The following is a 14,643-nucleotide window of genomic DNA, read 5'->3' as shown; positions in this document are numbered from 1 at the left end:
CCTTCCTCCCCGCTGAAAGTACTTTACAACCCGAAGGCCTTCTTCATACACGCGGCATGGCTGCATCAGGCTTGCGCCCATTGTGCAATATTCCCCACTGCTGCCTCCCGTAGGAGTCTGGACCGTGTCTCAGTTCCAGTGTGGCTGGTCATCCTCTCAGACCAGCTAGGGATCGTCGCCTTGGTGAGCCGTTACCTCACCAACTAGCTAATCCCATCTGGGCACATCCGATGGCAAGAGGCCCGAAGGTCCCCCTCTTTGGTCTTGCGACATTATGCGGTATTAGCTACCGTTTCCAGTAGTTATCCCCCTCCATCGGGCAGTTTCCCAGACATTACTCACCCGTCCGCCACTCGTCAGCAAAGCAGCAAGCTGCTTCCTGTTACCGTTCGACTTGCATGTGTTAGGCCTGCCGCCAGCGTTCAATCTGAGCCATGATCAAACTCTTCAATTTAAGTTTGATGCTCCTAGAATTAAACGTCGTAATGAATTACGTGTTCACTCTTTGAGACTTGGTATTCATTTTTCGTCTTGCGACGTTAAGAATCCATGTCACTCTGAGTGCCCACACAGATTGTCTGATAAATTGTTAAAGAGCAGTGCCGCTTCGCTTTTTCTCAGCGGCGCGGGGTGTGCATAATACGCTTTCCCGCTTCAGAGTCAAGCATTTATTTCGCTTTTCTCTGTCGGTGTTCATCACTGGTTTTCACCGGAGAACCCCGCTGACCCGGCGGCTTGTGTGCCGTTGTTCCGTGTCAGTGGAGGCGCATTATAGGGAGTTATTTCGGGCTGACAAGGGGAAATTTAAAATAATTTTCCGAGTGCGTAATATTTACCCAAAACAGCGTTAAACCGCCAGTTTTTCGAGCGATTCAAAGCCATAGCGCTGCAAAACGGGCAATAATTGCTCAGTTTCTGGCGTCATCGCCATGCAATAGGCAATGTTGGCATCTGCTGATTTCGCATCCGGCGCTTCATGTTCCAGTAGCCATGCGGTACGTCGTGCAATGGCTGCCCCGGAATCGACCAGTCGCGTTCCTTCAGGCAGAACCTGTAAGAGTTCTTCCTGCAACAGGGGAAAGTGGGTGCAGCCAAGTACCACGGTATCAGGCGGCTCCGGCATCCGCAGCCACGGGCGCAGGATCCGTTGCAGTTCTTCCAGCGGCACGGGCTCGCCGTGCAACTTCGCTTCCGCCAGTTCCACCAGCTCTGCGGACCCCAGCATGGCTATCTGGCACTCATTGGCAAAGCGCGCGATCAGTTCATGCGTATAAGGGCGCTTCACCGTCCCGCGCGTTGCCAGAAGCCCGACAACCCCGTTCGCCGTCAGACGCGCCGCCGGTTTGATCGCCGGTACCACGCCCACAACCGGGAAAGCGAACTTCTCACGTAAGGCAGGAAGAGAGACCGTGCTGGCCGTGTTACAGGCGATAACGGCCAGAGAAAGAGGATAACGCTGCTGTACCGCCGTCACGATCTCAACAACGCGTTCAACGATAAATGCCTCACTCTTCTCCCCATAAGGAAAAGCCACGTTATCGAAAGCATAGATATAGTGGAGATCCGGCAGGAGATGCCGAATCTCATCATAGACCGACAACCCACCGACACCGGAATCAAATACCAGCACGGTGGGGCGTGGATCAGAAGGTGTAGCTGCCAGACAAGGTGTATTCCCGTCCTGCAGTTTGGTAGCCATAAACTGTCTCGTAATCTTTATCGAACAGGTTGGCTATTTTACCACGAACTGTGAGATGTGAGGTGACTGGATATGAAAGTCCGAGGTCCCATACGCTCAGCCCGCCCATTTTCACCTTCCGGGAATTGTCGTAGTCGTAATCGTAACGCTCGCCAATATACTGATAGGTCACATCCCAGCCCAGATCGTAGACCTGTCCGCTGAGCTCGTACTTCACCTGCTGTTTAGCGCGACGATAAAGCGGCTGATCGGTTTCATCATCACGCGGATCAACATACTGCAACGTTAAGCGATGATCGACCGGCCCGGTCGTCAGGTTCCCGGTCCATTCCAGGCCTTTGATGGTCGCGGATTTGACGTTGAAGTAGGTATTGTTGTTGTAGTCGATCAGGTTCTGAATTTTGTAGCGATAGGTCGACAGACGCCAGTCAAGCGGGCCGGTCAGCCCTTCTAATCCGGCTTCCCACTGCTTCGACTCTTCCGGCTTCAGGTTTGGGTTAGAGGCGATCCCAAAACGCTCCGCACCAAACTGTTGCCCCAGTGAAGGCGCAAGGAAGCCCGTGCCATAGGAAAGCGTCACTTTATAGTCATCAACAAACTGCCATCCCGCCGCTGTTTGCCAGGTACCATGCCAGCCGAACTGGTCGTCATGGTCTTCACGGCCCGACGCTTCCAGCGTCACGCTATCAATCTGCTGTTGCCCGGTGAGATAGAGGCCCGTGTTATCACGCTTATAGTTGTCTGTCCCATACTCGCCGAAGGACATCAGCTTTTCTTGTTTCCAGTCGACACCAGCACTGACAGCGCCGTGCCCGACAATAACGTTGTTGCCCCACTGGACGTAGCGCTGTTCCATATCATCAAGGCTATAACCTGTGGCATAGCGCCCATTCAGGCTGCTGTAGTTATAGTCCTTAATTCGCTGGTAGTTAGCGACCAGTTGTGACGAGTAGATTCCAGAATTGAAGCGCAGCCCCGTATCCCACGACTGAGTGTAATTCTGGTGCTCGTCGTTTCCGCCGTCATATCCCCAGTTCCCCTGGTCGTAATCGGCATTACTGGCATAGCCGTAGCCACGAAAGTAACCATCGAATTGATCGTTAAATTTGTGCTCAACGCCACCCCAGAAGAGTTTATTGCGATAACCATCGCGATCGCTGTCGCCGCTATAGCTGGAACGCGGCTGAACGTCGAAGCCTTTGGTGGTCTGATAAGCCCCGGCCGCGGTTACCACGGTATCGCCAAAACGCTGGCGGTACGTACCGTCATATTGCTGATAACCTTTTGACCCCACGCCAGCATTAATCTGCGAACGTTCCTCACCCGTCATAGTGATGATGTTCACTACGCCGCCAATCGCGCCAGAGCCATAAATCGCTGAGCGCGGGCCGCGGATATACTCAATGCGCTGCACCAGCGACACCGGGATCTGGTCAATATCGGAATTATTCGTAATGCCCGGACGGGCGACCGGAATACCATCGACTAACACCAGAACGTGTTTCGCTTCGGTACCCCGCACAAACAGAGAAGAGCTTTGCCCCATGCCGCCATTCTGGACGACATCCACGCCTGGCAGGCGGCGCATGACATCCAGAACGGTTCGGGACTGCCAGCGTTCGATATCCTCGCGGGTGACAATATCGGTCGGGGCCAGAACGGTATTAACAGGTTGTTGAAAACGGTTTGCTGTCACGACAAGCGTGTCAGGGGTGGCATCCTGTGCCCAACCCGAAAAAGCCGTGACGGAGAGCGCCGTCAGCAGCGATGTTTTTTTAATCATTGTAAAGCATCCACAATATAAGAAGGATGCCGCAGGTCCCACCGATAGTACGCGATGATGAAAACCAGTTGCGACGTTAGCCGGCAGGTCTTCGGGCTTGGAAGGTTATCCACGGATATAAGAGATGAAGACTTCCCACCCAACAGGCAGTGTCTGCTTACGCTCTCATCTCACCTTTCCTTACCGCTGCGCGTCAGCTCCAGATTTACACTGGATTCCCTATTAACTCACAGGACCGGCACACGGATGCTACAGTTTGTAACATCTTACTGTCCAGCGTGTTTGTTAAATATGAGAGATCATCAATGACTGGACATCTGTTGAGCAATCCCTACAATCCCCGCGTACTTTTATTTTTCAGGATACATCATGACCCCCGAACACCTTCCGACAGAACAGTATGACGCGCAGCTCGCCGAAAAAGTGGTGCGCTTGCAGAGTATGATGGCGCCCTTTTCTGGCCTTGTCCCGGAAGTGTTTCGTTCGCCGGTCAGTCATTACCGTATGCGTGCTGAATTCCGCATCTGGCACGATGGCGATGACCTCTATCACATCATTTTTGACCAACAGAGCAAAAGCCGAATCCGCGTCGACAGCTTCCCTGCGGCGAGTGAACTGATTAACCAGTTGATGACCGCGATGATCGCAGGCGTGCGCGACAACCGCGTGTTGCGCCATAAACTGTTCCAGATTGATTACCTCACCACCATGAGTAATCAGGCAGTGGTTTCGCTGCTGTATCATAAAAAGCTGGACGACGAATGGCGTGAAGCCGCTGAAGCGCTCCGCGACGCCCTGCGTGCGCAGAACCTGAACGTGCATCTGATTGGCCGCGCGACAAAAACCAAAATCGCGCTGGATCAGGACTACATTGATGAACGTTTGCCAGTTGCGGGCAAAGAAATGATCTATCGCCAGGTTGAGAACAGCTTTACGCAGCCAAATGCGGCCATGAACATTCAGATGCTGGAGTGGGCGCTGGATGTCACTAAAGGCTCGAAAGGCGACCTGCTTGAACTTTACTGCGGTAACGGCAACTTTTCTTTAGCGCTGGCACGCAATTTTGACCGTGTGCTGGCCACCGAAATCGCCAAACCGTCTGTTGCCGCCGCGCAATACAACATTGCGGCGAATCAGATTGATAACGTGCAGATTATCCGCATGGCGGCGGAAGAGTTTACGCAGGCAATGAACGGCGTGCGCGAATTTAACCGCTTGCAGGGTATCGATCTGAAAAGCTATCAGTGCGAAACGATTTTTGTCGATCCGCCCCGCAGCGGTCTGGACAGCGAAACGGAGAAAATGGTGCAGGCATATCCGCGCATTCTGTACATCTCCTGTAATCCGGAGACGCTGTGCAAGAACCTGGAAACGTTAAGCCAGACGCATGACGTATCACGTCTGGCGCTGTTTGATCAGTTTCCGTATACGCACCATGTGGAGTGTGGGGTGTTGTTGACGGCGAAGTGAGTGTCATAACCGGATGATGACGCAAAGCGTCTCATCCGGCCTCTCCTCTTTATTCCGACACTTCCTGCTTGCGATTACGCATTTTCACGCCGATCCAGAAGACCAGAATGACCGACAGCACCGCCGGGAAGAAGTTGGAACCGATATCCGGATATTCCGCGCGCACCACGGTGCTGTAAAGCAGAACGCCGAGAATAAAGCAGGCGGCAGCCAGACCCGGTAAACCCACAGGCATGGTGCGATTCAAATAACGTTGATGCAGACAGTACACCGTCAGCACCAACGAGATAATGGGAAATACAGAGAACGGCACGATGGAGCTAAACAGCGCCGCGAATGTACCATTGATTGACAAGCCAGCGACCAGCGCCAGCAGCAGCGTACCTTTATCCTGAACTGACTGTTTCATTACTCTTCCTTCACGTTACCCGGAATGAGGGGCATCTTCTCTTGTTCACGGCGATACCAGTAATACGCACCTTTCGAAATCATGCGCAGTTGCAGTACCAGTCGCTCTTCTAACTGCCGACGCTGTTCCGCGCCCACGTCCAGCGCTTCGGCGCCTGCACTGAAGACAATCGTCACCATCGCTTCGGCTTGCGCTTCAGTAAACGCACGCGGCATATGGTTTTCGATTTCCAGATAGTCCGCAAGTTCCGCGATGAAGTGCTGAATTTCTCGCGCAACGGCAGCACGGAACGCCGCTGAGGTGCCAGAACGTTCACGCAATAATAAACGGAAGGCGTTGGGGTTGTTACCGATGAACTCCATAAATGTGGAGACCGAGGTGCGGATCACACTCCCGCCCTTAGCGATACGCTGACGAGCCTGGCGCATCAACTGACGCAACATCAGACCGCTTTCATCAACCATGGTCAGGCCGAGCTCATCAACATCACGGAAATGACGATAAAAGGAGGTTGGCGCAATGCCCGCTTCACGTGCGACTTCACGCAAACTGAGACTGGCGAAGCTACGCTCCGCGCTCAGTTGACTAAATGCGGCTTCTACCAGCGAACGCCGGGTTTTTTCTTTTTGCTGCGCTCTAACGCCCATCACGATGTCTGAATCCTTCCGTATGCCTTGTCCGGCACTATACCAGAGTTCAAAGTTAATCTGTTTGTTCAGCTTTGTGAATGATTGTTTACGCGCAGTTTGTGCTTCGGCTTCGCAAAAAAGCACAACGATAATTGGGTTATCCCGGCAATGATGTTACTATTCTGTTGCTTTTATGTATAAGAACAGGTAAGCCTTACCATGCCACATTCCTACGATTACGATGCCATAGTTATAGGTTCCGGCCCCGGCGGCGAAGGCGCTGCAATGGGTCTGGTTAAGCAAGGAGCTCGTGTTGCCGTTATCGAGCGTTATCATAACGTTGGCGGCGGTTGCACCCACTGGGGCACCATCCCGTCAAAAGCGCTCCGCCACGCAGTCAGTCGTATTATCGAATTCAATCAGAACCCCCTTTATAGCGATCATTCCCGCCTGCTTCGTTCCTCATTCGCCGATATTCTCAACCATGCCGACAACGTGATTAATCAGCAAACACGGATGCGGCAGGGTTTTTATGAGCGTAACCACTGCGAGATCTTGCAGGGTAACGCCCATTTTGTTGACGAACACACGCTGGCGCTGGAATGTCATGACGGTACGGTTGAAACCCTGACAGCAGAGAAATTTGTCATTGCCTGCGGATCGCGCCCTTATCATCCGGCAGACGTGGATTTCTCGCACCCGCGCATTTATGACAGCGATTCGATCCTCAGTCTGCACCACGAACCGCGCCATGTGATTATTTATGGTGCCGGGGTGATTGGCTGCGAATATGCGTCGATCTTCCGCGGAATGGAGGTCAAAGTTGATCTCATCAACACCCGCGACCGTCTGCTGGCGTTCCTCGATCAGGAGATGTCCGACTCCCTCTCTTACCACTTCTGGAACAGCGGCGTCGTCATTCGCCACAATGAAGAGTATGAGAAAATCGAAGGCTGCGACGATGGCGTGATCATGCACCTGAAGTCCGGTAAGAAACTGAAGGCCGACTGCCTGTTGTATGCCAATGGTCGTACCGGCAACACCGATTCTCTGGCGTTACAGAATATCGGTCTGGAAACCGACAGCCGTGGTCAGCTCAAGGTTAACAGCATGTACCAGACCGCCCTGCCGCACGTTTACGCCGTCGGAGATGTGATTGGTTACCCGAGCCTGGCGTCCGCAGCATACGACCAGGGACGCATTGCCGCCCAGGCGCTGGTGAAAGGGGAAGCGAACGCGCACCTGATTGAAGATATTCCCACCGGGATTTACACCATCCCGGAGATCAGTTCCGTGGGCAAAACCGAACAGCAACTGACAGCGATGAAAGTGCCTTACGAAGTGGGCCGCGCTCAGTTTAAACACCTGGCGCGCGCGCAAATCGTCGGCATGAACGTAGGCACGCTGAAGATTTTGTTCCATCGGGAAACGAAAGAGATTCTGGGGATTCACTGCTTTGGTGAACGCGCAGCCGAGATTATTCACATCGGTCAGGCGATTATGGAGCAGAAAGGTGGTGGTAACACGATTGAGTACTTCGTTAACACCACCTTTAACTACCCGACGATGGCGGAAGCCTATCGGGTAGCGGCGCTAAATGGTTTAAACCGCCTTTTTTAACGCCTTGTCGAAATGGCCATCCATCGCACCGCGGATGGCCTCTGCCAGTTGCTCATAGCGACTACGCAGCGGTGATCCTGGACGATACACCAGCCCCACCGTACGACGCGGCTCAGGCTTAATGCAGGGCAGATATACCACGCCATCACGTTTGCGTTCTTGCGGAACCGCCAGCGCAGGCAGCAGGGTAATACCGCTTCCTGCCGCTACCATGTTACGCAGCGTTTCCAGACTGGTCGCACGGAAGTGGGTGTCTTCGTCAGCACCGGCTTCAAAGCAGAATCCCATCGCCTGATCGCGCAGACAGTGACCGTCCTCCAGCATCAGCAGTTTTTCGCCTGCCAGATCGGACATCGGTACGCATTCGCGATTCGCCCACGGGTGATCTTCGTAGATCGCCAGCAGCATCGGCTCGTCGAACAACGGCACTTCGATAAAGGCCTCGCTCTCTTTCACCAGCGCCAGGATCACGCAGTCAAGCTTGCCGCTATCCAGTTGCGCCAGCAGCTGATGGGTCTGCGCTTCATGCAGATACATTTCCAGCTTCGGGAAAGTCTGGTGCAGCATCGGGATAATATGCGGCAGCAGGTAAGGACCGACAGTGGGAATCAAACCAATGTGCAGCGGACCTGACATGGTTTCGCCCTGTTGGCTTGCCATCTCCTTGAGCACTTTGACCTCACGCAGCACGGTACGTGCCTGATCCACCAGCAGTAAACCCGCCTGGGTGAACAGCACTTTACGACTCGTACGCTCCAGCAGCATCACGCCCAGCTCATCTTCCAGCTTGCGGATTTGTCCGCTCAGCGTTGGCTGACTAACGTGACAGGAGTCCGCCGCGCGCCGGAAGTGGCGATGTTCGGCTAATGCCACCAGGTATTCAAGATCACGAATATTCATTATTCATCCTCCATCGCCACGATAGTTCATGGCGATAGGTAGCATAGCAACGAACGATTATCCCTATCAAGCTTTCTGTCTGATAATCCATCACAGAAACGGAGCAGTCTCGTTTAACCCTTGAAGCCACTGCCCGTTCAGAGAGTCTCTCTCTACCCAAATAACGAAAGCCAACGTGAACTTTTGCGGACCCCGTGGTCCGCATTTTTTTTGCGTAAAAAAGCCAGGCATCGTGCCTGGCCGGAATGAAGTTAATCAGCGTTATATTGCACTCAGTGCATCCGCAACGCGTTTGAATTGCGCAAACCGGCTACGCAGCATGTTGTGCTTTACGGCATTCGGCTCAAGTCTGATCACCGACGGCAGAGTGGCGTTAATCGCCTGTGCGAATCCTGCATAATCCCCCACGCCAACGGCCGCACACATCGCCGCCGCCCGGCACCCGGACTGCTCGACATCGACAATTTCAAGCGGCAGATTGCTGGCATCGCAAAACATCTGCATCCAGATACGCGAATGCGTTGGCCCGCCAGTAAAACGAATCGCCTGGGTTGCGCCGTTGAGTTGCAGCATCCGGTCCTGATGCAGTAAATGAGAAAATACGATGCCCTGATAGATAGCGTAAACCATGTCTGACGCATCGTGATGCCCTGCCAGCCCGAAAAAGCCGCCGCTTAATGAGTCGCAATAGTTTGAGCCGTACAGCCACGGGAAAAACAGAATGCTGTCTGGCTTCTGATACCCCTGCTCCGCCCACCGGTTAAGCGTATCGTGATCGTTCGCCAACGCCGGGAAAAAATGGTTGATAAACCAGGTCAGATTACTGGCGGAAGTGGGGCTGCCTTCATGCGCAAAATACTGCCCAGGAACACTGAATTTACCCCACACATAGGGATAATCCGCCGGAATAATGCGATCGAATACCCGGGTAGCGATAGACCAGGTGCCCGCTACCGCACTGAGGTGCGAGCTGTCATGCACACCGGAGGTGATGGCTGCGCCAACCACGTCAAAGACCCCGCCGAACACGGGTGTACCTGCCTTCAACCCGCATAACGTAGCGGCATCGGCGGTCACATAGCCAGCGAGATCGGCAGAACCTATCACCCCCGGCGTGCAGTGCACCATCTCCTCAATGCCAAACAGGGCGAACAGCGCGGGATCGAACTCATTACGCTGCTGATTAAACAACTGGCTCCCGGAGATATTGGTCTCTTCACAGGCAAGGTTATCCGTCAGGCAGTAACGAATATAGTCGTGCGCCATCAGGATGTGGCCCGTCCGCGCGTAGTTCTCCGGCTCATGCTGTTTCAGCCAGGCCAGCAGCGCTGCCGGATGAGAAGGCCATAGCTGTTGCAAACTGAGCGGGTACGCCTGGCGATCGACACCCTGCGCCTTCCAGCTTGCCACCAGCGGTTGCGCCCGGGAATCTGAAGAGACGATGCCATTACGGACGGGTTTGCCCGATTTATCGACCAGGTAAAGTCCTTTACCGTGTGCAGAAAAGCCAATCCCGCGGATCTGTTCCGCCGCAATATGGCTCTCGGCCAGTGCGCGCTGAATCACGAGACATGTGGTGGCCCAGAGCTCGTTCATATCGCGCTCACAAAACCCCGCCTGTGAGCTCAGCAGCGGCAAGGTTTGGGCCGCAACGATGACTTCTCTACCTTCGGCGGTATAGATCCCCGCTTTGGTGACTGTGCCGCCCAAATCAATGCCGATAAAGTAATGGCTCATCGTTATCTCCTTAACCTGCCATGAGTGGCCGTTCGTCATACCACCCGGCTGCCTGCATCTTGCTCTCTATCCACTGGCGCGCATGGATAATTTCCAACAACGGCTCGGCGGACTTTTCCGTCCACATCTCAATCAGGAAGGTTCCCCGATAGTTAAGGCGGCGTAGCGTTTTGAACAGCTTGATAAAGTCCACACACCCTTCGCCAAAGGGCACATCGCGGAATTGACCGGGCGAATCCGGCGTCACCGGGAATGTGTCTTTGAGATGGATCGCGGCAATACGGTCGATGCCTTTCGCCAGCTCGCTCTCCAGTTCGTTACCCCAGGCGGTTAAGTTGCCAACATCCGGGTAAACGGTGAACCACGGCGAGTTAATTTTTTCATCCAGTACTTTCCATTTACTGATGGAATTGATGAAAGGCGTATCCATGATTTCCACGGCACACATCACCTGCGCAGCAGCAGCCTGCTCCGCGGCCCAGGCCATCGCATCTTCGAACCAGGCGATAGTTTCTTCATTCTGTGGCTCATAATAAACGTCATAACCGGCAAGCTGGATGGTCCGTATCCCTAAATCCTGCGCCAGCCGCAGCGCTTTTTGCATGATGGCACGCGCCTGCTGACGAGTCTGGCTATCGTGGCTGCCGAACGGGAAGCGGCGATGGGCGGATAAGCACATCGTTGGAATGCGCACCCCGGTTTTCTGGATCGCGCTGATGATTTCCATGCGCTCCGCGAGAGACCAGTCGAGGCGTGCCAGCCGCTCTTCACTCTCATCGACCGACATTTCGACAAAATCAAAACCGCAGGATTTTGCCAGTGCCAGTTTTTCTACCCAACTGGTGTTTCCGGGTAGCGCCTTTTCATAAATACCTAACGGGTGGCTACGCATTATCTTCCCTCACGAGTGGCCAGTTGTTGTAACGCTTTTCGGCTGTGATTCATGGCGCGCTGTGCCTGCCATTTTTGCTTAAAGAATTTAAACGCCAGCGCTGCTATCAGCGTGATACCCCAGACCGCCAGATTGAAATGCAGGCTGAGGCCTAACAGGCTCAGGCCGGTGGCGATCACCTGCAGCACCAGCAAGGCGCAAAAGACGTGGCTGACTTTGCCTGAGCCGCCGAAGGGATCGGTGCCGCCCAGCACAATCGCCAGTACCGTCAGCAGCAGATAAGAATCGCCATAGCCCATACGTGCGGAGTTAAAACGGGCCAGCATAATCAGCCCGGCCAGCACACACAGCAGGCTGGAAATCGCATAAATCGCCATTAACACACGGTGGGTGCGAATGCCGCTAAACCAGGTCGCATTGATGTTGCTGCCGCACATATAGATGATTTTCCCGGTACGGGTTTTGCCGAGGAATAGCGCCAGGCCCAGGGTAGCGACGATAAAAATCACCATCGGCACCGGAATGCCAAAGATCACTTCCGACCCGATACTGCGCACCACCGGTGGCATACCGCTTAGCGCCGCGCCTTTAGTCAGGTAAACGCCGATGCCGCTGATAATGGTCATGCTGCCCAGCGTCACCAGAATCGGGTGCGCGCCTACACGGGAAATAATGGTCCCGGTGAGCGCGCCGATCGCCATGGCGATCGCCATTGCGCCCAGCAGCGCCAGAAACAGCCACCACAGTTGCATACCGGTAGACGCGTCAGCCGGCACATACTGGATCAGCAGCCAGGCCATAAACAGGCTGGTCAAATTCGCGGTACCGATAATCGCCAGATTCAGCCCGCCGCTCAGCATCGGGACAAACATCGCGAAGGTCAGTAGCCCCAGTTCCGGTAGCTGAAAGGCGATACTCAGAAAAGTGTTGTCGGTAAAAAAACGCCCTGGCATCGCCAAACTGAACGCCGCCACGGCGAAGAAACAGATCGCCAGCAACCCTGAGCTGGTGCCATCAAGCGGTAAAAATGCCTGCTTTTTCATTTCAAGCCCCCTGTCAGACGAATCCAACGTCCGTTTCTTTACGTTTTTTGTAATGGGTGACGCAGATAGCCGAGACAATCACCACGCCGATGACGATATTCACGAAGTAGCTGGAGACGCCGATCAGGTTAAGACCGTTTTTGAGGATGCCGATCAGAAAGACCCCCATTAGCGTGCCAATCACCGAACCGCGCCCGCCGGACAAACTGGCTCCGCCCAGCACGGCGGCGGCCAATACATCGAGTTCGCCGCCCACCAGCGCGTTAGGCACCACTTCACTCATGCGATAGGCCTGTAGCATTCCGCCAATGGCGGCGGCGGCGCCAAGATACCCGTAGGCAAAAAGATAAATCAGCGATACCCGGATACCGATACGTCGTGCCGATTCGGTACTGCCGCCCACCGCATACAGCTGACGACCAATATGGGTTTTATTCATCAGCATCCAGGTGAAACAGGCCATCGCCAACATCACCACCAGCGGCAGCCCGACCTGGTAGGTTTCTCCTTCAAAACCAAAGCTAAACAGCGATCGCTGGGTGATCCACCAGTCCGGCAGGTCATAGATGCTGTGGCCGTTGGTCAGCCACATCAGCATGCCGAACAACAGCGACTGCATACTGATGGTGATGATGATGGAAACCACATTGAGGTAATAAATCAGGATCGCGTTGATTAGGCCAAATATCACACCCAGCGCGATAGCAAACCCCAGGCACAGCAGCGGGCTGGTCATGGTGCCGCTGAGCAACAGCGACGCCACCACGTACTGAACTACCGACGCCACGGCGGCGAAGGAAATATCAATCCCCCCGGTAACCAGCACCACAAACAAGCCGAGGGCGAATATCCCCGTCACCGCGTAGCTTTCGGTGAGATCGAGCAGGTTCTGGATTGACAGGAACTCATTACTCATCAGCGAAAAAAACGCCAGCATCAGGACGATGACCCAGCCCAGCCAGCCTTCCACCGACCGTGGAAACCGGAGCGGCAATACATTAGCCATTAATCACCTCCGCCAGCTGCTGCTCGGTATAGTCCGCAGGCAACAGCTCGTTAATAATTTTCCCGCGCTGCATATGGAAAATACGATCGCAGTTGTAATACGCCTCTGGCGCTTCATCGGTAATCAGCAGCACGGAAATTCCAACGCCGGAAAGGCGGTGGATAAGCTGATAAATACTGTCTTTCGCGCCGATATCGACGCCGACGGTCGGCGCATCGAGGATCAAGACTTTGGGGCGGGTTAAAATCCATTTTGCCAACACCACTTTTTGTTGGTTGCCGCCGGACAGCGTCGAGAGCGGGTTATCGGGATTGGCGACTTTAATATCCAGATCCTGGATCCACTCCTGAACGAGGGTGGCCTGGCGTTTTTCGTCAATAACATGCCACGGCGTTTTTAACCGGTTAAGGATCGATAGCACCATATTGTCGCTGACCGACTGCGGGAGCACCGCGCCCAGCGTCAGGCGGTCTTCAGAGACATAGGCAATGCCCAGTTTTGCGGCCTGCGTATTGTCTTTGATGGTGACTTTTTTCCCTTCCAGATAAATCTCTCCGCTATCCGGATGGGTAATGCCAAAAAGACTTAACGCCAGCTCTGTTCGCCCTGAGCCTAACAATCCGCACAGTCCCAGCACTTCACCCTGGTGAAGCTTCAGTGAAATATCCTCGAACTGCCCTTTCCGACTGAGCTTATTCAGTTCCAGCACCACTTTTCCTTCCACGCTGTTCGGCAGCTTTTTCTGATGGACAATCGTTCTGCCGGTCATCAGTTCGGTAATACGCGACGGGGTTAGTAAATTCGCCGCCCAGGTGCCAATGATTTCGCCATCGCGGATCACGGTAATACGGTCGGAAATCTCTTTCACTTCATCCAGACGATGGCTGACAAACACCACGGTGATATTTTTATCGCGCAGATAATTGACCGTGCGCAGTAGTTGGTTAACTTCAGTACGCGTCAGCGACGCCGTAGGCTCATCCATAATCACCAGCCGGGCATCGGCCACCAGCGCGCGGCAAATCGCCACCTGCTGGCGCTGGGCAATCGGTAAATGCTGAACCTGCGCGTCCGGATCGAGGGAGAAATGTAATTCGTGGATAATTTTTAGCGCCAGCGCTTTCAGACGGGCTTTGCGGTGCCAGCCAAAATAGCCCTTGAGATTTTCTTCAAAGGCGATATTTTCCGCGACCGTGAGGTTCGGGAATAACGACAGATCCTGATAAATAACCTGAATGCCTAACTCACGGGCTTTATCCGGCGAGAGTCTGGACCAGGATTTATCATCAATAATAATTTCGCTACCGGCATCCGGGATATACACACCGCACAGGGTTTTTATCAGCGTGCTTTTACCACAGCCGTTCGCTCCGGCCAGACAGTGGACTTCGCCTTTATTTAACGTGAGATCAATATTCTTTAATGCCCGATGACCGCCAAAACTTTTGCTTAGGG

Annotated in this window: 12 protein-coding genes, 1 rRNA gene and 1 riboswitch (1 of these 14 cut by a window edge); of the genes, 2 read left to right on the top strand and 11 right to left on the bottom strand. The window is 54.0% G+C overall.

Annotated features, from left to right (window positions below; genetic code table 11):
- From JTI98_RS06345 to btuB, 3 genes are all read right to left on the bottom strand, one after another.
- Positions 1-454 (bottom strand): 16S ribosomal RNA (locus JTI98_RS06345) (it extends 1,088 nt beyond the left edge of the window).
- Positions 455-847: 393 nt separating this feature from the next.
- The gene (gene murI, locus JTI98_RS06340) at positions 848-1,699 is read right to left on the bottom strand and encodes a glutamate racemase (RefSeq protein ID WP_042325665.1); all 852 of its coding nucleotides are present in this window, start codon (positions 1,697-1,699) and stop codon (positions 848-850) included.
- Positions 1,644-3,482 (bottom strand): TonB-dependent vitamin B12 receptor BtuB, encoded by a 1,839-nt coding sequence (gene btuB, locus JTI98_RS06335; protein WP_216082050.1) that lies wholly within the window; start codon positions 3,480-3,482, stop codon positions 1,644-1,646. Before btuB ends, murI begins: the two co-directional genes overlap by 56 nt.
- 64 nt (positions 3,483-3,546) lie before the next feature.
- Positions 3,547-3,737, bottom strand: a riboswitch (cobalamin riboswitch).
- Positions 3,738-3,851: 114 nt separating this feature from the next.
- Between btuB and trmA the strand changes: the two genes are divergently transcribed.
- Positions 3,852-4,952: a tRNA (uridine(54)-C5)-methyltransferase TrmA gene (trmA, locus tag JTI98_RS06330; RefSeq protein ID WP_058587272.1), complete on the top strand. Its 1,101-nt coding sequence runs from the start codon at positions 3,852-3,854 to the stop codon at positions 4,950-4,952.
- Positions 4,953-5,001: 49 nt separating this feature from the next.
- Here the strand turns inward: trmA and JTI98_RS06325 are convergent, their stop codons facing one another.
- Both JTI98_RS06325 and fabR read right to left on the bottom strand, forming a co-directional pair.
- Positions 5,002-5,361, bottom strand: coding sequence for a YijD family membrane protein (locus JTI98_RS06325; RefSeq protein ID WP_042998961.1), 360 nt, complete (start codon positions 5,359-5,361; stop codon positions 5,002-5,004).
- Positions 5,361-6,011 carry an HTH-type transcriptional repressor FabR gene (gene fabR, locus JTI98_RS06320; protein ID WP_043001797.1) on the bottom strand — a complete coding sequence of 217 codons (651 nt, stop codon included), beginning with the start codon at positions 6,009-6,011 and terminating at the stop codon, positions 5,361-5,363. Before fabR ends, JTI98_RS06325 begins: the two co-directional genes overlap by 1 nt.
- Positions 6,012-6,209: 198 nt before the next feature.
- Between fabR and sthA the strand changes: the two genes are divergently transcribed.
- Complete coding sequence (sthA, locus tag JTI98_RS06315; protein WP_042325654.1) at positions 6,210-7,610, top strand: Si-specific NAD(P)(+) transhydrogenase; 1,401 nt, start codon at positions 6,210-6,212, stop codon at positions 7,608-7,610.
- On the opposite strand, the gene oxyR is transcribed toward sthA, so the two are convergent.
- From oxyR to JTI98_RS06285, 6 genes are all read right to left on the bottom strand, one after another.
- The gene (gene oxyR / locus JTI98_RS06310; protein WP_042998960.1) at positions 7,593-8,510 is read right to left on the bottom strand and encodes a DNA-binding transcriptional regulator OxyR; all 918 of its coding nucleotides are present in this window, start codon (positions 8,508-8,510) and stop codon (positions 7,593-7,595) included. The genes sthA and oxyR overlap by 18 nt on opposite strands.
- Positions 8,511-8,771: 261 nt before the next feature.
- Positions 8,772-10,247, bottom strand: coding sequence for an FGGY-family carbohydrate kinase (locus JTI98_RS06305; protein WP_216082049.1), 1,476 nt, complete (start codon positions 10,245-10,247; stop codon positions 8,772-8,774).
- Positions 10,248-10,257: 10 nt separating this feature from the next.
- A complete protein-coding gene (locus JTI98_RS06300) occupies positions 10,258-11,139 on the bottom strand; it encodes an L-ribulose-5-phosphate 3-epimerase (RefSeq protein ID WP_042998958.1) in 882 nt (293 codons plus the stop codon).
- Positions 11,139-12,182, bottom strand: a complete 1,044-nt coding sequence (locus tag JTI98_RS06295) for an ABC transporter permease (protein WP_042998957.1) — start codon at positions 12,180-12,182, stop codon at positions 11,139-11,141. The genes JTI98_RS06300 and JTI98_RS06295 overlap by 1 nt, the downstream gene beginning before the upstream one ends.
- Before the next feature lie 13 nt (positions 12,183-12,195).
- Positions 12,196-13,188, bottom strand: coding sequence for an ABC transporter permease (locus JTI98_RS06290; protein WP_044328352.1), 993 nt, complete (start codon positions 13,186-13,188; stop codon positions 12,196-12,198).
- A partial coding sequence (locus JTI98_RS06285; protein ID WP_216082048.1) for a sugar ABC transporter ATP-binding protein occupies positions 13,181-14,643 on the bottom strand: 1,463 nt, incomplete at its 5' end. The genes JTI98_RS06285 and JTI98_RS06290, both read right to left, overlap by 8 nt.

Origin of the sequence: Citrobacter sp. MGH 55 (genome assembly GCF_016906145.1) — a bacterium.
Lineage (GTDB): Bacteria > Pseudomonadota > Gammaproteobacteria > Enterobacterales > Enterobacteriaceae > Citrobacter_A > Citrobacter_A amalonaticus.
Note: the sequence above shows the minus strand (reverse complement) of the source record. Positions and strands in the feature narration are given on the sequence as shown.